The sequence below is a fragment of the Streptomyces flavovariabilis genome, from assembly GCF_000725785.1.
GTDB lineage: Bacteria > Actinomycetota > Actinomycetes > Streptomycetales > Streptomycetaceae > Streptomyces > Streptomyces hawaiiensis.
On the sequence record NZ_JNXD01000008.1, the window covers coordinates 1 to 18010 of the forward strand.

The window sequence follows — 18010 nt, forward strand, 5'->3', positions numbered from 1 at the left end:
GGCACGAAGCTCATCCCGGCGGACTTCATCGGCTTCGCGAGGCCGGTCGCCGAGCTGAACGACGAACTGAAGGCCCAGCACGACCTGCTGATGGCCAACCTGTTCGCGCAGGGGCAGGCACTCGCCTTCGGCAAGACCTCCGACGAGGTCCGCGCGGAGGGCGTGCCCGAGGAGCAGGTGCCGCACCGCACCTTCCGGGGCAACCACCCCACCACGACGATCCTGGCCACCGAACTGACGCCGTCGGTCCTCGGTCAGCTGGTCGCCCTCTACGAGCACAAGGTGTTCGTGCAGGGCGCCGTGTGGAACATCGACTCCTTCGACCAGTGGGGCGTCGAACTCGGCAAGGTCCTCGCCAAGCGCGTCGAGCCCGCTCTGACCGAGACGTTTGCATCAGCCGCTGACGCGGCGGGCTCCGTCCCCGGTCTCGACCCGTCCACGGCCGCGCTGGTGGCCGCCTACCGCAATCTTCGGGAAGTGAACTGACATGCAGATCGGTCTTGTGGGTCTCGGCAAGATGGGCGGCAACATGCGCGAGCGCCTGCGCAACGCCGGCCACACCGTCATCGGCTACGACACCAACCCGGACAAGTCCGACGTCGCCGGCCTGGCCGACCTCGTCAACCAGCTGGAGGCGCCGCGCACGGTCTGGGTCATGGTCCCGGCCGGCGACCCCACCCAGCACGTCATCGACCGTCTGGCGGACCTCCTCAAGCCCTACGACACGGTGGTCGACGGCGGCAACTCGCGCTGGACGGACGACGAGAGGCACGCCGAGGAGCTGAGCAAGCGCGGCATCGGTTTCGTCGACGCGGGCGTCTCCGGCGGCGTGTGGGGCCTGAAGAACGGCTACGCCCTGATGGTCGGCGGCGAGAAGGAGTACGTCGACCGGCTGCAGCCGATCTTCGAGGCGCTCAAGCCGGAGGGCCCGTACGGCTACGTCCACGCGGGCAAGGTGGGCGCCGGGCACTTCGCGAAGATGGTCCACAACGGCATCGAGTACGCCATGATGCAGGCCTACGCCGAGGGCTGGGAGCTGCTGGAGGCCGTGGACTCGGTGGACAACGTCCGCGAGGTGTTCCGCTCCTGGCAGGACGGCACCGTCATCCGCTCCTGGCTGCTGGACCTCGCGGTCAACGCGCTCGACGAGGACGAGCACCTGGAGGACCTCCGGGGCTTTGCCCAGGACTCCGGCGAGGGACGCTGGACCGTGGAGGCCGCGATCGACAACTCCGTGCCGCTGCCCGCGATCACCGCCTCCCTGTTCTCCCGGTTCGCCTCCCGGCAGGACGACTCGCCGCAGATGAAGATGATCGCGGCGCTGCGCAACCAGTTCGGCGGCCACGCCGTCGAGTCCGCGAAGAAGGGGTAGGGCGTGGGCGATCTGCTGCTGGTCCGCCACGGCGAGACGGAGTGGAGCCGGAGCGGACAGCACACCAGCTTCACCGACCTGCCCCTCACCCGGCACGGTGAGGAGCAGGCCAAGTCGCTCGCCCCGCTCCTGGCGGACCGCTCCTTCGCACTGGTCCTCACCAGCCCGCTGGGCCGCGCGGTGCGCACCGCCGAACTCGCGGGCCTGAGCGGGGCCGTGCGGGAACCGGACCTGCACGAGTGGTACTACGGCACCTACGAGGGCGTCACCACCGAGGAGATACACCGCACCCGCCCCGACTGGGACCTGTGGACCGACGGCGGGCCGACCGGGCCCGACGGCCGGCCCGGCGAGTCCCCCGCGGAGGTCGGCGAGCGGGCCGACCGGGTCCTGACCCGGGCGGCGAAGGCGCTGCCCGAGGGCGATGTGATGCTGGTGGCGCACGGCCACTTCCTCCGCGTGCTGACGGCCCGCCGGCTGGGCCTGTCCCCGGCGGAGGGGCGGCTGTTCCGGCTGGAGACCGGGACGGTCAGCCGGCTGTCGACCGAGCACGGGCGGCCCGTGATCGCGGAGTGGAACACCAGGGCGTAACCGGCCCCGGCCGGAGGTGAGTTGACAGCCTCCGGCCGGGCACGTCAGAGTCCCGGCTGATGGAGATCGACGACATGACACCCGCCGAGGAACGGGTGTGGCGTGCCTTCGCGCGCGGAGAGGACGTCGACTTCCGGGACCCGGCCGACGAGGACCCTGCGCGAGGCGCGGACTGGGGGCCCGAACGGACCGTACGCGCGGCCGTGGTGCGGGCCCTGCTGCTGAGCGCCCCGCAGGAGGACGGCGAGACGGCCGCCCTCAGACTGGCGGGCGCACGGATCACCGGCGTGCTGAACCTCCAGTACGCCGACATCGACCCCGCCGTGCGCCTCAGCGCCTGCCACTTCGAGCACGTGCCCGTGCTGTACGCGGCGCGGCTGCGCCAGCTGAACCTGCGTGGCTCGGTCCTTCCCGGCCTGGACGCCGCCACCCTGCGGGTGGACGGCGTCCTGCGCATGTCGGACTGCCTGTTCGACGGCCCCGTGCGACTCGGCGGGGCGCAGATCTCCGGCGCGCTGTTCATGGACGGGGCCCACATCGCCAATCCGCCGGCCGGTGAGGCGGCGCTCCAGCTCAACCACATCACCGTCGGGGACGGCCTGTCGGCACCGGGTCTGCGGGCGCGTGGCGAGGTGCGCCTGACGGGCGCGTCGGTCGCCGGCTCCGTCGACCTCAACGGGGCACGGCTCGAGGCAGGTGCCGGCGAGGTCGCCGTGGACGCGGAGACACTCACGGTCGAGGGCGACGCCCTGCTGCGCGAAGCGGACGTCCTGGGCTGGATCGGCCTGCGCGGCGCCCGGATCGCGGGCCGCCTCGACCTGTCGCACACGCGGCTGGCGAACCCGGGTGACGCGGCGCTGCGGGCCAGCAGCTGCACCATCGGGGAACTCTGGCTGCGCAAGGGCCCCCGCATGGAGGGCACCCTCAATCTGCGCCGCGCCCAGGTGGACGTGCTGTTCCTGGAGCCGGAGGTGGTCCCCGAGGAGGTCCTGCTCAACAGTCTCGTCTACACCTCCCTCACCCCGCACGAGCCCGCCGAGCGGCGCCTGGCGATGCTGGAGCGGGACGGCGAGGGCTATGTCCCGCACGCCTACCAGCAGTTGACCGCCGCCTACCGCCGGATGGGCGACGACGACGCCGCCCGGCTCGTCCAGCTCGCCAAGCAGCGCCGCCGACGCGCCACCCTGCCCTGGTACGGTCGGCTGTGGGGCCATGTGCAGGACGCCACCGTCGGGTACGGCTTCCGCCCCCTGCGGGCCGCGGGCTGGCTGGTGTCGCTGCTCGTGGCCGGCTCCCTCGCCTACGCGCTGCACCACCCCGAGCCGCTGAAGGCGGACGAGGCTCCGCAGTTCAACCCGGTGTTCTACACACTCGACCTGCTGCTGCCGGTGATCTCCTTCGGGCAGGAGGCCGCGTTCGCCCCCACCGGCGGATACCAGTGGCTCTCCTACACCCTCGTGCTCACGGGCTGGATCCTCGCCACCACCGTCGTCACCGGCATCACCCGCACCGTCAGCCGCCAGTGAGCGCCCGCACCGCGTGCTGCGCGGCCAGCCGCACAGGGGCGTTGGCGGCGCCGTAGCCCCGGTAGCCGCCGTCGCGCTGGACCAGTTCGAAGAAGACCCGGCCGACGGTGCGGGTGTAGCAGTGGCGGAAGACGCCGTGGGCATCGCGGTCGTAGAGGATGCCGAGGTCGCGGTAGGTCTCCAGCTCACCGTCGGCGAACTCGAAGCGGGCGGCGAGGTCGTCGTAGTAGTTCGCCGGGACCGGCAGCGGACGGCCCCCCGCGTCCCGGAAGCGGCGGGCCGCGGCGACCACGTCGTCGGTGGCCAGGGCGATGTGCTGGGCGTGGACGGTGTCGTCCGCCGGCGCGGCGCCGACGGTGAGGGCGATCCGGACGCTGCCGTCGGCGTCGGTGACGGCGCGGCTGCGCATCAGACCGTAGGGGTCGGCGACGTCCACGCTCTCCTGGGCGTCCAGACCGAGCACCCCGCGGTGGAACAGGGCCGCTTCGTCGAAGTGGTGCCAGGGCTGGGTGAGGGCGAGGTGGTCGATGGCCCGGATGCCCGCTCGCTCCGAGGGCGGGCCCGTGTCCTCGAAGTCGGCTCGCCAGTCGGGCAGTTCCGGGCGGCCGGTGGCGCAGAAGAACAGCTCCGTGCCGTCGGGGGCGGCGACCGCGTCCAGCGGGGCGTCCTGCGGTGCGCGGCGGCGTGGCAGGACGGGCGCGAGGAGAGCCTCGGCGCGCCGGGCCGCTCCGGCAGGGTCCGGTGACTCCAGCCCGATCGCGGCGAGCTGGGTGCCCTCGCGGCGGACGGCCGGCCCGGTGTTGACCAGGATCCGGGCCTCACCCTGCTCCCACAGGGCGACGGGCTTGCCGCGGTGGCGTGCCGTGCGGGTGAAGCCGAGGGCGCCGAGCAGCGCGGTCAGGGGTTCGGCGTCGGGCGTGACCAGCTCGGCGAAGGCGACACCGGTGGGGACGACGGGGCCGGGCAGGGGCGTTTCGCCCACCGCCTCCTGCAGAAGCAGCAGGGAGCGCCGGGCGTCCACGGCGGTCGGTCCGGCCTCGGCCTGCCGGAAGACGTCGTTGAAGACCTCCAGGGACAGCGGGCCGTCGTAGCCGGTGGCCAGCACGCGGCGCACCAGTCCCGCGACGTCGAAGCCGCCCTGGCCAGGGAAGCAGCGGTAGTGGCGGCTCCACTGGAGGACGTCCATGGCGAGCAGCGGGGCGTCGGCCAGCTGGAGGAAGAAGATCTTCTCGCCGGGGATGGCCGCGATGCCTTCGAGGCCCTCGGGTCCGGAGCCGCGCGAGAGGATGTGGAAACTGTCCAGACAGGTGCCGAGCGCCGGGTGCCCGGCCGCCTCGACGATGCGCCAGGCGTGGTCGTACGTGCTGACGTGCCGCCCCCACGCGAGCGCCTCGTAGGCCACCCGGACGCCGGACTCCCGGGCCGCGTCGGCGAGCCGGCTCAGCTGCCCGGCCGCGAGGGCGTCGTCGTCCACCGCCTGCGGGGAGACGCTGGAGCAGACGAGGACCGTGTCGGCGCCGAGCCGGCGCATCAGCTCGAACTTGTGCCGGGCCCGCCGCAGGTTCCGGGCGAACTCGGCCTCGGGGACGGCCTCGATGTCCCGCATCGGCTGGTAGAGGTCGATGCGGAGCCCGAGGTCGGCGCAGCGGGCGCGGACGTCCTCGGGGGTGAGGGGGCTGGCCAGCAGGTCGTTCTCGAAGATCTCCACCCCGTCGAAGCCGGCCCGGGCCGCGGCGTCGAGTTTCTCGGTGAGGGAGCCGCTGAGGGAGACGGTGGCGATGGACGTACGCACGTCGGTACCTCTCTCTAGTTCGAAGCCCCGACGGCCCCGGCCAGTTCGGTCAGGTCCGCCAGCATCCGCGCGGCGTCGGGTTCCCGCCCGGTGAACAGGCGGAACGCGTCGGCGGCCTGGAAGGCGGCCATGCCGCCACCGTCGAGGGTGGCGCAGCCCAGGGCACGGGCGGCGCGCAGCAGTTCGGTCTCCAGCGGGCGGTAGACCACCTCGGCCACCCACAGCCCCGGGTGGAGCAGATCGGCGGGCAGGGGCAGGCCGGGGTGTGCGGCCATGCCGGTGGGTGTGGCGTGGACGATGCCGTCGGCCCGCGCGAGGAGGTCGGGCTGCCGGTCGGGGGAGGCGGCGGCCGCGCGGGCCTTTCCGAAGGCCCGGTTCAGCGAGCCGGCCAGGGCCGCGGCCCGCTCGGGCAGGGCGTCGACGACGGTGACCCGCTCGGCGCCGAGGGTGAGCATGGCGTGGGCGACGGCCGCGCCCGCACCGCCGGCGCCCAGCTGTACGACCCGCTCCAGCGGGGCGTCGGGCAGCCCGCGCGCGAAGGACGCGGCGAAGCCGGTCACGTCCGTGTTGTGGCCGACCGCGCGGCCGTCCTCGAAGACGACGGTGTTGACCGCGCCCAGCGCCTCGGCCTGCGGGGCCAGCGCGTCCAGGTGCTCGATGACGAGCTGCTTGCAGGGGTGCGTGATGTTGAGTCCGTCGAAGCCCAGGTCGCGGGCGGCCCGCAGCAGATCGCCCACCGCCTCGGGCGGCACCCCGAGCGTGTCGATGTCGATCAGGCGGTACACCAGGCGCAGGCCCCGCCGGCCGGCCTCCCGCTCGTGCAGCGCCGGACTGAGCGACGGGCCGATGCCGGAACCGATCAGTCCGACGAGATACGACTCCCTGGGCACGCGCGCCTCCCGAGCGGCTCACTAATGTACGAACCAGTACGTTAGCTATATCAGCCAAGTCCGGACTCGGGAAGACCCACGGGCGGGACGGCCCCCTGCTTCTAGAATCACCGGCACCGGCCCCTCCGCCCGAAGGAACCTGACCTGATGACCAGCGTCGAAGAACCGGCACGCCCCGGCGAGCGCATCCGTGACGCCGCCCGCACCCGGGCCGAGATCCTCGACGTCGCCACGCAGGAGTTCGCGCGGGCCGGCTACGACGGGGCCCGGGTGGACGAGATCGCCGCCCGCACCCGCACCACCAAGCGGATGATCTACTACTACTTCGGTGGCAAGGAGCAGCTGTTCACAGCCGTGCTGGAGCGCGCGTACGGCGTGATCCGGGAAGCCGAGCAGCAGCTCGACGTCGACCACCTCGACCCCGTGGCGGCCATCCGGCGCCTGGCCGAGCTGACCTTCGACCACCACGAGCAGCACCCGGACTTCATCCGCCTGGTCAGCATCGAGAACATCCACGAGGCGCACCACATCGCCGCCTCCGAGAAGCTCGGCAAGATCGGCTCCCCCGCCCTGGACGTGATCCGCCGGATCCTGGCGTCGGGCCAGAAGTCGGGGCTGTTCACGGCCGACGTCGACGCCGTGGACCTGCACGCGATGATCTCCTCCTTCTGTTTCTTCCGGGTCTCCAACCGGCACACCTTCGGCGCCCTGTTCGGCCGCGACCTGCTCGACGGGGCGCGGCGCGCGCACTACCGCGCGATGCTGGGCGACATGGTCATCGCCTACCTCACGGCCGAGCGGACGGCGGACTGAACGCCCGGCGCACGACCCCTTGACACCGGCGGCACACGGGCGCAACATCACTGGCCATCCCCTGCTAACTACCCAGTGGGTTAATTAGCCGCGATCCGGCCCGCCCCCGCGCATCTCCCCTGCGCGTCCCCCCTGCTCGCCTCTTGTCCCGCTCCGCCCAGGGTGGAGCCCCCCGAAGGAGCCGCCGTGTCCGTCCCCGCCACGCCCCGAGGGGCAGCCGCCCCACCCGGTCAGCCCAGGAAAGCCGCGACCGCCGCCTGGATCGGCAGCGCCCTGGAGTACTACGACTTCTTCATCTACGGCAGCGCCGCCGCGCTGATCTTCCCCGAGGTGTTCTTCGACGAGTCCGACCCGGCCACGGCGACCCTGCTGTCGCTGGCCACGTTCGGGGTCGCGTACGCCGCACGCCCGATCGGCGCGCTCTTCCTGGGCCACTTCGGCGACCGGGCCGGCCGCAAGAAGATCATGGTCTTCACGCTGATGCTGATGGGCGTGTCCACGTTCCTCATCGGCTGTCTGCCCACCCGGGACCAGGTCGGCGGCCTCGCCCCGGTCCTGCTGGTGGCGTGCCGGGTGCTGCAGGGCATCTCGGCGGCGGGTGAGCAGGCGAGCGCCAACTCCATGACGCTGGAACACGCACCACCGGGCCGGCGCGGCTTCTTCACCAGCTTCACCCTCAGCGGCACGCAGGGCGGCCAGCTGCTGGCCACGCTGGTCTTCATCCCGGTCGCCGCACTGCCGGAGGACCAGCTGCTGTCGTGGGGCTGGCGACTGCCGTTCTGGCTGAGTGTCGGGGTCGCCGTCGTCGGCTACGTCATCCGCCGCAAGCTGGACGAGACACCGGCCTTCGCCCAGCAGGCCGCCGAGGAGGGCGTGGCCAAGCTGCCGCTGGTCATCCTGCTCCGCGAGCACTGGGCGGACGTGCTGCGGGTGATCGCGGGTGCGCTGGTCGCCTCGGTCAGCACGATCTTCACGGTGTGGGCGCTGGCGTACGCCACCAGCGACGCGGTCGGCATGTCGCGCACGGCCATGCTGTGGGTGGGTGCCCTCGCCAACGTCGTCGCGCTCGCCGCGATCCCGCTCTGGGCGACGCTGTCCGACCGGATCGGACGCCGCCCGGTGTTCCTGATCGGCGCGGCGGGCAGCGCGGTGACGATGTTCCTGTACCTGTGGGCGGTCTCCACGGGCTCCTACCCGCTGACGTTCCTGACGGGAATCGTCTGCTTCGGCGTGGTCTACAGCGCCGCGAACGGGGTGTGGCCCGCCTTCTACGGCGAGATGTTCGCGACCCGGGTCCGGCTGTCCGGAGTGGCCATCGGCACGCAGATCGGTTTCGCGGCGGCCGGGTTCGCGGTGACGTTCGCGGCGCAGATCGCGGGCCCGGGCGGGGACGACTGGTCGGCGGTGGCGCTCTTCACGGCGGCGCTGTGCGTGCCGCCGGTGGTCGCGGCGGTGTCGGCTCGGGAGACCCACCGGGTTCCCACGGAGCTGCTGGGGGAACGCGCCGAATCCGGGGCTGTGCGGCCGGAGAAGGTGACGGCCTGAGGCCACCGTTCCCTGCCGGTTCCTCCCGGCTCCTCCTGAGGCCCGGCCATGGATGGTCCTCGGGTGCGGGTGCGGGTGCGTGGGGGCTGGTCGCGCAGTTCCCCGCGCCCCTGGAGAACCTTGTCCCCGGGCCTCGACGCGTTCAGCTGCGGGCACCGTGACCTCTTCGGTCGTGCGCCCCGGGGCCCAGGGCTCTCGCTCACGTGTTCCTGCGCGATCATGAACCGTTCCTGCACCACGATGGGGTCTGAGGCGGTCCGGGCGGGGTATGCCGGATCTCACCTCGACGAGCACGACGGGAGACGAGCCATGGCACAGCTGCGACAAGAGGTCGATCCTGGTGACGCCGGGCTGGATCCTCAGGTGCTGGGCCGCCTGGACCGGCACTTCGCCCGGCTGGTCGACGACGGGAATCTGCCGGGCTTCCTCGTGTCCGTCGCCCGGGGCGGACGCGTCGCCCACCTCACGACGCACGGCCGGCGCGACATCGCGGCCGGGCTCCCGGTCGAGCCGGACACGCTGTGGCGGGTCTACTCCATGACGAAGCCCGTCACCGCGGTCGCCGCGCTGCTGCTGGTGGAAGAGGGCCGGCTGTCGCTGGACGACCCGGTCGCCGACCATCTGCCCGCCTTCGCCGACCCGCGGGTCTACGTCGGCGGCTCCGGCAAGGACGTCGAAACCCGCCCGGCCGACGGTCCGATACTCGTCCGGCATCTGATGACCCACACCTCGGGTCTGACCTTCGGCTTCTACCACGCCCACCCCGTCGACGCCCTGTACCGCGAGGCCCACCTGGAGTCGTCGGTGCCGCCGGGCGCCAACCTGGCCGAGACCATCGAGGTGTACGCGAGCCTGCCGCTGCAGTTCGAGCCAGGCACCGAGTGGAACTACTCCGTGGCCAGCAACGTCCTCGGCCGGATCATCGAGGTCGTGTCCGGGCAGCCGCTCGACGTGTTCTGCGCCGAGCGGATCTTCGGGCCGCTCGGCATGACGGACGCCGGCTTCCACGTCACGGACGCGCAGGCGCCCCGGCTCTCCGAGATGTACGGGGAGAAGGAGGGCGGCGGCATCGAACCGATCCCGGGGCTCCCGCTGCGCGGCCGGCCGCGGTTCCTGTCGGGCAGCGGCGGCATGGTGTGCTCGGCCCACGACTACCACCGCTTCATGGAGTTGCTGCGCCGCCGGGGCGAACTCGACGGCGTGCGGCTGCTCGCCCCGCAGACCGTGGACCTCATGACCCGAAATCACCTGCCCGGCGGCGCCGACCTGCGGGCCTTCGGCAGCCGCCCCGCGCACGACGAACCCGGCAACGAGGGTCTCGGCTTCGGCCTCAACTGCTCCGTGGTGATCGACCCGTCCCGCACCCTGGTGCCGTCCGGGCTCGGCGCCTTCGGCTGGAGCGGCGTGGCCACGACGACGTTCTGGGTGGACCCGGGCCGCGACCTGACAGTGCAGTTCATGACACAGGTACGGCCCAAGACCCCCCACACGGTCTTCAAGGACCTCAAGCGGATGGTCCACGAGGCCCTGTCGGACTGATGCCCGCTACCGGTCGCCGCGGAGCGCGAACTCGACCCCGTCCCGGGCGAGTTCCCTCAGCCACCGATCGGACCGGGCCGCTGTCTCGGCGGCGCGGTTCAGGCCCGGCGGCAGCGAGCCGTCCAGGACGTGGCGGACGCCGAGGGCGAGGGTCCGCGAGACGCAGCGGGCCATCGCGCTCTCCTCGGCGTCGCCCACGAGGTCGAGGAGACAACCGCCCCTCCACGACCGCCCCGACTCGGCACGCACGTCCAGCGACACGGCGAGGACGACCCGGTCGTGGTCGTCGTCCGTGGTCGGGTAGGCGGCGGCCAACTCCTGGGCCAAGGCGGCGATCCGGGCGTCGTCGCCGGTCCTCAGCTCCTCGAAGACGCCGTCCCAGGCGCGCAGCCAGCCCTCCAGACGCAGGGTGCCGCGTACGAACGTCCGCGCTGTCCAGGCGTCCGGCAGCCCGTACTGCGCGACGAACGGAACGCTGTCTCGGTTGGGGTACACCTCGAAGGTCTCCCCGTCGACGACGTGCCGCCGGGTCGCCTCCCAGGGCCGCTCGGCGACCGTCTGCACACCGTCCTCGATGTAACGGGCCGGGGAGCGCAGGGCGTTGAGGACACCCCCGGGTGCCCAGCTGAAGCGGTACGTGAAGTCGTTCGGGACGGCGGGGACTCCGCCGCAGTACGACGTGAGGGTGTACGAGGCGGGCGTCTCGTCGCCGATCGCCTCGCGGGCCCGGGCCACCAGGACGTGGGCGAAGAGGTGGTCGATGCCCGGGTCGAGCCCGGCCTCGGTGAGGACGACGAGCCCGGCCTTCCCGGCGGCGGGCACCTGCTCCAGCACCGCCTCCGACACATAGCTGGAGCACGCGAAGTGGGCCCCCTGCCGTACGCACTGCGCGAGCAGCGGGGCGTGCTCCGGCGCGGGCAGCATCGACACGACGACATCGCCCGGTGCGAGTTCGCCGGCGAGCGCGGACGGCGTGTAGGCGCGGGGCTCCGCCCGGCCGGCGAGGCCCAGCCGGCCGAGGGCGTCGGCGGCCCGGGCCTCGGTGCGGTGCCAGAGCCGGACACACTCGGCGGTGTCGCACAGCGCGGCGAGACCACTGCCCGTGGACAGTCCGGCGCCGATCCAGTGGACGGTGCCGCTCGCCGCCGCCGGTTCAGTGGCCATGGGACTCTCCCTTGTCGAAGCCGTGTGCACGGAACGCGTCACGGAACCGGTCCAGGCAGCGCCCCCAGGCCCCGGAGACACCGAAGTCGAGCAGGTGGGGCAGCAGGGCTGCCGAGAAGTCGGCGCTGGACTCCAGCGGCAGCAGGGAGGGCAGGTTGTCGATGGCGATGAGGTCGAGCGGGGGTTCGTCGCGCAGCCGCCGTACGGGCTCGTCCCAGTCGGTGGTGTCGTCGTACACCGGAAGGACGTTGAGCGGGGAACCGACGTCGCAGGTCACATCGCACAGGGTGCGCAGGCGGCGGCCGGGGGTGTCGAGGTCCTGCCCGCGGAGGAAGGGCGGGACGGGGGTGGTGGCGAGCACGGCGTTGACCATCACGTCGTGCCGCAGCAGGGCGGGGCGGTCCAGGTCCCGGGTCTCGGCGAGGTCCCAGCAGGTCGGATCGACGCCGGCGGTGACGAAGGCCGCGCGGGCGCCGCGGCCGCTGCGGCCCAGGGCGCCGATGACGAGGCCGGTGAACTCGGCGTCGGCGGCGGCGGGCCGCAGCGTCTCGTCCAGGTCTTCCTTGGTGGTCGGCGTCAGCGGTGCCCGCAGCCGGCCCCGGTGCCGGAGCACGGCCAGGGCGGCACCCAGATAGCCGGCCCAGAAACCGAAGGCGGCGAGGCGCCGCCCGGTGTCGTCCACCAGGTACTCCAGGTCGAACAACGCCCCGTCCCCGGCGGCGAACCGGCCCAGCAGACCCGCCGCTCCCGGCTGGCCCTTGTAGGCGTGGCCGAAGAAGACGTGGCGGTGCGTCAGTTCGGCCGGGTCGTCGGGCAGTTCCTTCAGACCGAGCACGACGGCGTCCCGCGGCGCCGTCACCCAGGAGCCCGCGGGGGCGACGCGGCAGCCGGCCGCCTCGTACTCCTCGATCGGGAAGACCCGCTGTGGGGACTCCTCGACGGTCAGTTCCACTCCGTGCCCGACGAGCCGCCGGGCGTCGTCGGGCACGATCGGAGTGCGTCGCTCGGTCGTGCGGGCCTCGTGGCGCAGCCACAGATGGAGCTCGGTCATACCAGGTGGGCCTCCGGCGTGAGGCGTCGGCCGCTGAGGGCCGACGCTCAAAGGGCGGACGTCCACGAAGCGTACGCGGCCCGCCTGCGGGTCGCGCACGGATTCGCCCAGGTCACGTCGGGGAACGGGAACCGGCCGAGGCCGGTCAGGAGGAGCTGACCACCGCGTCCAGGTGGGGCAGATGGTGGTCGAGGCGCTCCCGCTTGGTGCGCAGGTAGGTGATGTTGTTCTCGCACGGCGGGATCAGCAGCGGTACCTGTTCGGCGACCTCGATGCCGTGGTCCACCAGCGCCTCGCGCTTGCGCGGGTTGTTGGACATCAGGCGGACGGACCGCACGCCCAGGTCCTCCAGGATGCGCGCGGCCACGCCGTAGTCACGGGCGTCGACCGGCAGGCCGAGGGCGAGGTTGGCCTCGACGGTGTCCAGGCCCTCCGCCTGCAGGGCCATCGCGCGCAGCTTGGCGAGCAGGCCGATGCCTCGGCCTTCATGCCCTCTGAGGTAGACCACGACACCGGCGCCCTCGGCGACGACCGCGCGCAGGGCGGCGTCGAGCTGGTCGCCGCACTCGCAGTGCTGGGAGCCGAAGGCGTCGCCGGTAAGGCACTCCGAGTGCAGCCGGATGAGGACGTCGTCCGTGCCGATCTCTCCGTAGACCAGCGCCACCTGTTCGTCACCGCGGTCGTGGTCCAGGTAGCCGACCGCCTGGAATTTCCCGTACACGGTGGGCAAGGGCGCATTCACGACGCGTTCCACGCCGGTCCGCTGCACCGACTTCTTGCCGAGTACGCCAATTTTTTCTGTCATGATTCTCGAGTTCCTAAGCAGAGACGAAAGGCCGTGACGTTATGAGTGATCTGGTGCCGGCGGACACCACGGAAGACGTACGGACGCGGGGCTCCGGTGTCTCACGGCAGGTCGCGGTGCTTCCCGTGGGGAGCTTCGAGCAGCACGGTCCGTACCTCCCGCTGGCGACCGACACGCTCGTCGCGTGTGCCGTCGCGCGGGAGATAGCCGGCGCGTACCCGGTGCACCTCCTTCCTCCTGTGACGATCTCGTGTTCGCACGAGCACGCGGCCTGGCCGGGGACCGTCAGCATCTCCTCGGTGACCCTTCATGCGGTGGTACGGGACATTGCGGCTTCGCTGCGCCGGTCCGGGGTCGACGCCCTGGTGGTGGTCAACGGGCACGGCGGCAACTACGTGCTGGGCAACGTGGTTCAGGAATCCTCCGCCCGCGGCGAGCGGATGGCGCTCTTCCCGGCCGCGGAGGACTGGGAGGCGGCGCGCGAGCGGGCGGGTGTGGTCACCTCGCTGCTCACCGACATGCATGCGGGGGAAATAGAAACCTCCATCCTTCTGCACGCTCATCCCGAAATGCTCCGACCCGGTTATGAGACCTCCGATTTCGTCGCTGACGACCGGCGTCATCTGCTCACCCTCGGCATGTCCGGCTATACCGATTCGGGAGTCATCGGCCGTCCATCGCTGGGCTCGGCGGAAAAGGGGAAGGAACTCCTGGCGAGCCTGGCGGATTCCTTCGGGGCGTATTTCTCGATGCTGGCCTCCGACGAGTAGTCACCCTGTGGCGCCGGGGCCCCGGCAGTCGCCCGGGCCCCGGCCCGCAGGCCCGCGTACCAGCGGGCGACGAGCACGATCAGGCCGGGCAGGCTGGCCACGAGGCTGAGCACCCCGTAGACGACCGCGACGGCCAGTCCCCGGCCGGCGCCCAGGCCCGCGGCGCCGAACGCCCAGGCGGTGACGCCTTCCCTGGGGCCCCAGCCTCCGACGTTCAGCGGCAGGCCCATCGCCAGCAGGGCGAGGACCGCCAGGGGCAGCAGGACGGCCACGGAGGCGGCGGTCCCGGCGACGCGGGCGGCGAGCACGAACATCGCGACGTAACCTGCCAGCACCACCACGGAGGAGACAACCACTCCGGGTCCGTTCCGCCGCGACAGCAGCCCCTCGCGGGCCTCGGCGAGGACCGCGCGCAGCCTGCGGCCGCGGGGGGAGGGTGCCGCGCGGTTCATGCGCAGGGCGAGGACGACGGCGAGTGCCCCCAGGGCGGCCAGAGCCGCGAGCGGGGCGATGTGCCGGGATTCGGCCAGCACCGGCGACGGCATGGTCAGCAGGACGACCGCCCCGACGGCGAACAACGCGATCTGCCCGGCGGCCCGTTCGAGGACGACGGCCTTCACGCCCCGCCGCACATCCCCCTCGCTCTGCCCGTGCCGCACGGCCCGGTGCACATCGCCGAGGACACCGCCGGGCAGAGCCGCGTTCAGGAACAGCGCGCGGTAGTAGTCGGCGACGGCCGGACCGAACGGCAGCCGGATCCTGAGCCCCCGGGCGACGATCGCCCACCGCCACGCGCTGAACACGGTGGTGACGAGCCCGATGCCGAGCGCGAGCAGCAGCGACACCCCGTCGATCCGCCGCAGCCCGTCCAGGAAGACGCCGGTACCGAGCCGCCAGAACAGCACGCCCAAAATGGCGACTCCGGCGACGGTGCCGAGGTGCGTACGGACTGCGGGAGAGCCGAGCCGGGCCAGGGCCGCGCGGATCGGGCCGGGCGAAGACGAGCGGGCACTGTCCGGGCCGGTGCCCTCCGGGGCGCTGCCGTCCGCGTTGATGCCCTCCACGCCGACGCGGCCCGCGCCGGCGTCGTTCGGGCTGGTGCCATCCGCGCCGATGCGGTTCGGGCCGGCTCCGGCCGCGCCGATGTCCGCCGCGCCGGCGCTGCCCGCGCAGTTGTCCTCCAGGCCGGTGCTCGGCGACGGGGCTTCGGCAGTCCGGCCGGGGCCGGGCGGGTTGGAGGCGGCGGGCTCGCTCCTGTCGCCCACGACCGGGCGCGGCACGGCCGCGTCTGCCCGGGCCGCCGCCGCGCCGGAGACGGCACGCGCACGGGTGCCGCTGCCGGTCGCGGGCGACCGGCGGTTCTCCGGAAGCGTGGTGCGGGGGCGGGTTCCCGTCGCCTGGGGGCTCATGACGCTCCGCCCGCCGGGCGGGACAGGGCCAGGAGGTCGACGTGGTGGACGAGGACACGCAACTCGCCCGCGGCGCACGCCGCCAGCCGGTTGGTCAGGTAGACGTCGGCCTCGGCCCGCAGCTCGGGGCGCTCCTCGACGGCGGCGCCGACCCAGCCGCGCAGCCACTGCTCGGTGAGCGCGGCCTGCTCGGGGCCGAGCCGCCAGGGGCTCGGGTGCAGCCGTACGGTCGCGCCGTGCTCGGAGAACGCCTCGGCGGCCGCCGTGACGGCATCGGGGCCGAGCAGGCCGCCGCGGCGCTGGTGGTCGTTGAACGCCTGGGCGATCTCCGCGTCCAGCGGGTGCGACGGGGTCAGTTCCACGCGCCCGGCGACGGACAGCGTCAGCAGGGCGGGGCAGCCGGCTCCGGCGCACGCGGCGGCGAAGGTGTCGATCTCCTCGCGGGTGAGGACGTCCAGCAGGGCGGATGCCGTGACCAGGGACGCGCCCTGGAGGGCGTCCGGGGTGAGGCGGGCGACGTCACCACGCCGCGTCTCCACGGAGACCCGGCTGCCGTCGGCGGCCGAGCGCGGGGAGGAGACGGCGGCGAAGTGCAGGAGGTAGGGGTCCCGGTCGTGCAGGATCCAGTGCTGGGCACCGTCCAGGCGGGGTGCGAGCCAGCGGCCCATCGAGCCGGTGCCGCAGCCCAGGTCGTGGATGACGACGCCGCCCGACTTGCCGGGCAGGTTGGCGAGCCGGATCCGCAGCGGGTCGAGCAGTTCGTGCGCCCGCGCGGCGGCATCGGCCGGCTCCCGCAACTCCAGCCACTCGGGCGCGTACCGGGGCGGATCATCCGGGTTGGCCTCACGCAGCTTGACGGTCGGCCGCGAGCCGGGCTTGCCGCTGGGTCCGGCGCCGGGGATGACGCCCCCCGGCGCCTGCCACGGGCCGGACTCCACGCTGGAGCCGAGACCGGGGAGCACGGCCTCGGTGGCCTGCACCCGCCCGGACTGCCCGCGAGGAGCCGCGCCCGGAATCACGTCGTCCGTCATCCCCATGACCTCCCTCGGCCCGGGCTGTGCCGGAATCGCCCCGCTCTGCTGGGTCGTCGTCACCGGGTTCGTCATGCGGCCCTCCGGGGTTCGGTCGGGAGCCGGCGCAGTACCGCCGCCAGGCTCTGTGCGGTCGTCGCCCAGCCGTCGAGGGCGGCGCGGCGGCTGCGGGCGGCGGCCTTCAGACGGCGTCGTACGTCCGCCTCGCCGAACCAGCCGCGCAGTTCGGCGGCGATGGCGGCGGGGTTCTCCGGCGGGACGAGGATGCCGGGCACCCCGCCGTCGGGCGCGCGGCCGACCGCCTCGGGCAGCCCGCCGACGTCCGTGGCCAGCACCGGGATGCCCCGTGCCAGGGCCTCGGTCACCGCCATGCCGTACGTCTCGGCGTAGGAGGTGAGGACCATCAGGTCGGCGGTGGCGTAGGCGGCGTCGAGCGCGGGGCCGGACTTCGGCCCGGCCAGCTCCAGCCGGTCCTGAAGGCCGTGCTTCCTGATGAGGGACCGCAGGTGGGCGACGTACTCCGGGTCCTGGGTCAGAGCGCCGACGCACACGCAGCTCCAGGGCAGCTCGCTCACCGTGGCCAGTGCCTCCACCAGCCGGTGCTGGCCCTTGCGCGGGGTCACGGCGGCCACGCACAGCAGGCGCGACACACCGTCGGTACCGGGCGCGAGGGGCGCGATGTCGGCGCCGGGGGCGGCGACGTGCACCCGCTCGGGGGGAAGACCGTGGTGGGCGACCAGGCGGCGGACCGCCCAGTCGCTGGTGGCGATCACCGTCGGCGCCGCCCGCAGCACCGTCCGCTCCTTGGCGTCCAGTTCGGCGGCCACCGCCGCGTCCAGGCCCGTCTCGTCGCCGAGCGGGAGGTGGACGAGGACGGCCATGCGCAGCCGTTCCACCTCGGGCACGACGATCTCCGGCACGCCGCAGGCCACCAGCCCGTCGAGCAGGACGACGGCCCCGTCGGGCAGACCGCTCAGGGTGCGGGCGAGTTCCGTGCGGGCGTCGGCCCCCGGCCGGGGCCAGTCACCGGCCACGGCGTGTTTGGTCACCTGCCAGCCGAAGCCGGGCAGGTCCAGGCACACGCGCCGGTCGTAGGCGTTGCCGCCGCTCGGCGCCGCCGGGTCGTCGACGCCGCCCGGCAGCACGAAGTGCACGGTGCGCAAGGACATGGGGATGATCTCGGCGTTCTTCAGCAAGGCATGCTGCACGGGAACATAATTCAGCCGCGCCGGTGCCGGATCCACGTGCTCGGGCCGCTCGATGGTCGTGTCGGTCACAGCGCACGCTCGTAACTCGCCCAGGCGATGTGCGACTCGTGCAGCGTGACGGTGAGGCCCGCGATGCCCTTCGCGCCCTCGCCCAGCGCTCCCTTGTGGATGCGCTCGGCGAGCCGGTCGGCGATGACCTTGGCGAGGAACTCCGTGGAGGTGTTGACTCCGGCGAAGTCGGGCTCGTTGTCGAGATTGCGGTAGTTCAGCTCGCTGACGACCGCGCCCAGTTCCTGGGTGGCCAGCCCGATGTCGACGACGATGTTGTCCTCGTCCAGCTGTTCGCGCCGGAAGGTGGCGTCCACGAGGAACGTGGCTCCGTGCAGGCGCTGCGCGGGTCCGAAGACGTCGCCACGGAAGCTGTGGGCGATCATGATGTGATCGCGGACGGTGATGCTGAACAACGGACGACCCTCCAGGTGCGGCGCGTCTGCTCCCCGCTCT

The 18010-nt window shown here is 72.9% G+C and carries 15 protein-coding genes and 2 pseudogenes; 8 read left to right on the forward strand and 9 right to left on the reverse strand.

Annotation, left to right across the window (positions count from 1 at the left end; translation table 11 throughout):
- From IO24_RS0115855 to IO24_RS0115870, 4 genes and pseudogenes are all read left to right on the forward strand, one after another.
- Positions 1–486: pseudogene (locus IO24_RS0115855) on the forward strand (glucose-6-phosphate isomerase); the annotation flags it as partial.
- Position 487: 1 nt separating this feature from the next.
- Positions 488–1372 (forward strand): phosphogluconate dehydrogenase (NAD(+)-dependent, decarboxylating), encoded by an 885-nt coding sequence (gene gnd / locus IO24_RS0115860; protein ID WP_031136220.1) that lies wholly within the window; start codon positions 488–490, stop codon positions 1370–1372.
- A gap of 3 nt (positions 1373–1375) precedes the next feature.
- Positions 1376–1963, forward strand: a complete 588-nt coding sequence (locus tag IO24_RS0115865) for a histidine phosphatase family protein (protein ID WP_031136222.1) — start codon at positions 1376–1378, stop codon at positions 1961–1963.
- A gap of 59 nt (positions 1964–2022) precedes the next feature.
- Positions 2023–3489 carry a hypothetical protein gene (locus IO24_RS0115870; protein ID WP_031136224.1) on the forward strand — a complete coding sequence of 489 codons (1467 nt, stop codon included), beginning with the start codon at positions 2023–2025 and terminating at the stop codon, positions 3487–3489.
- Here the strand turns inward: IO24_RS0115870 and IO24_RS0115875 are convergent.
- A complete protein-coding gene (locus IO24_RS0115875; protein ID WP_031136226.1) occupies positions 3476–5281 on the reverse strand; it encodes a bifunctional sugar phosphate isomerase/epimerase/4-hydroxyphenylpyruvate dioxygenase family protein in 1806 nt (601 codons plus the stop codon). The two genes, IO24_RS0115870 and IO24_RS0115875, sit on opposite strands and share 14 nt — an antisense overlap.
- A 14-nt stretch (positions 5282–5295) precedes the next feature.
- Entirely contained in the window at positions 5296–6171 is an 876-nt protein-coding gene (locus IO24_RS0115880; protein ID WP_031136227.1) for a shikimate dehydrogenase, read from the reverse strand.
- A 147-nt stretch (positions 6172–6318) separates the two neighbouring features.
- Between IO24_RS0115880 and IO24_RS0115885 the strand changes: the two genes are divergently transcribed.
- The 3 genes from IO24_RS0115885 (at position 6319) to IO24_RS0115895 (ending at position 10068) form a co-directional block, all read left to right on the forward strand.
- Complete coding sequence (locus tag IO24_RS0115885; protein WP_031136228.1) at positions 6319–6984, forward strand: TetR/AcrR family transcriptional regulator; 666 nt, start codon at positions 6319–6321, stop codon at positions 6982–6984.
- A gap of 186 nt (positions 6985–7170) precedes the next feature.
- The gene (locus IO24_RS0115890; protein ID WP_031136229.1) at positions 7171–8529 is read left to right on the forward strand and encodes an MFS transporter; all 1359 of its coding nucleotides are present in this window, start codon (positions 7171–7173) and stop codon (positions 8527–8529) included.
- A 309-nt stretch (positions 8530–8838) separates the two neighbouring features.
- Complete coding sequence (locus IO24_RS0115895) at positions 8839–10068, forward strand: serine hydrolase domain-containing protein (RefSeq protein ID WP_031136231.1); 1230 nt, start codon at positions 8839–8841, stop codon at positions 10066–10068.
- A gap of 6 nt (positions 10069–10074) precedes the next feature.
- On the opposite strand, the gene IO24_RS0115900 is transcribed toward IO24_RS0115895, so the two are convergent.
- The 3 genes from IO24_RS0115900 to ribA form a co-directional block, all read right to left on the reverse strand.
- Positions 10075–11232 (reverse strand): saccharopine dehydrogenase family protein, encoded by a 1158-nt coding sequence (locus IO24_RS0115900; RefSeq protein ID WP_031136233.1) that lies wholly within the window; start codon positions 11230–11232, stop codon positions 10075–10077.
- Complete coding sequence (locus IO24_RS0115905; protein WP_031136235.1) at positions 11222–12283, reverse strand: saccharopine dehydrogenase; 1062 nt, start codon at positions 12281–12283, stop codon at positions 11222–11224. The genes IO24_RS0115900 and IO24_RS0115905 overlap by 11 nt, the downstream gene beginning before the upstream one ends.
- A 145-nt stretch (positions 12284–12428) precedes the next feature.
- Entirely contained in the window at positions 12429–13088 is a 660-nt protein-coding gene (gene ribA / locus IO24_RS0115910) for a GTP cyclohydrolase II (RefSeq protein ID WP_031136237.1), read from the reverse strand.
- A 41-nt stretch (positions 13089–13129) separates the two neighbouring features.
- On the opposite strand from ribA, the gene IO24_RS42995 reads away from it, so the two are divergent.
- The gene (locus IO24_RS42995; protein WP_078899288.1) at positions 13130–13858 is read left to right on the forward strand and encodes a creatininase family protein; all 729 of its coding nucleotides are present in this window, start codon (positions 13130–13132) and stop codon (positions 13856–13858) included.
- Positions 13859–14004: 146 nt separating this feature from the next.
- Here IO24_RS42995 and IO24_RS46395 read toward each other — a convergent pair.
- The 4 genes and pseudogenes from IO24_RS46395 to IO24_RS0115940 form a co-directional block, all read right to left on the reverse strand.
- A pseudogene (locus IO24_RS46395) lies at positions 14005–15267 on the reverse strand (lysylphosphatidylglycerol synthase transmembrane domain-containing protein); the annotation flags it as partial.
- Complete coding sequence (locus IO24_RS0115930) at positions 15264–16373, reverse strand: class I SAM-dependent methyltransferase (RefSeq protein WP_031136240.1); 1110 nt, start codon at positions 16371–16373, stop codon at positions 15264–15266. The gene IO24_RS0115930 and the pseudogene IO24_RS46395, both read right to left, overlap by 4 nt.
- Positions 16370–17575: a glycosyltransferase family 4 protein gene (locus tag IO24_RS0115935; RefSeq protein ID WP_031136242.1), complete on the reverse strand. Its 1206-nt coding sequence runs from the start codon at positions 17573–17575 to the stop codon at positions 16370–16372. Before IO24_RS0115935 ends, IO24_RS0115930 begins: the two co-directional genes overlap by 4 nt.
- Positions 17572–17970: a 6-pyruvoyl trahydropterin synthase family protein gene (locus IO24_RS0115940; RefSeq protein ID WP_030843501.1), complete on the reverse strand. Its 399-nt coding sequence runs from the start codon at positions 17968–17970 to the stop codon at positions 17572–17574. Before IO24_RS0115940 ends, IO24_RS0115935 begins: the two co-directional genes overlap by 4 nt.
- Positions 17971–18010 lie beyond the last annotated feature (40 nt).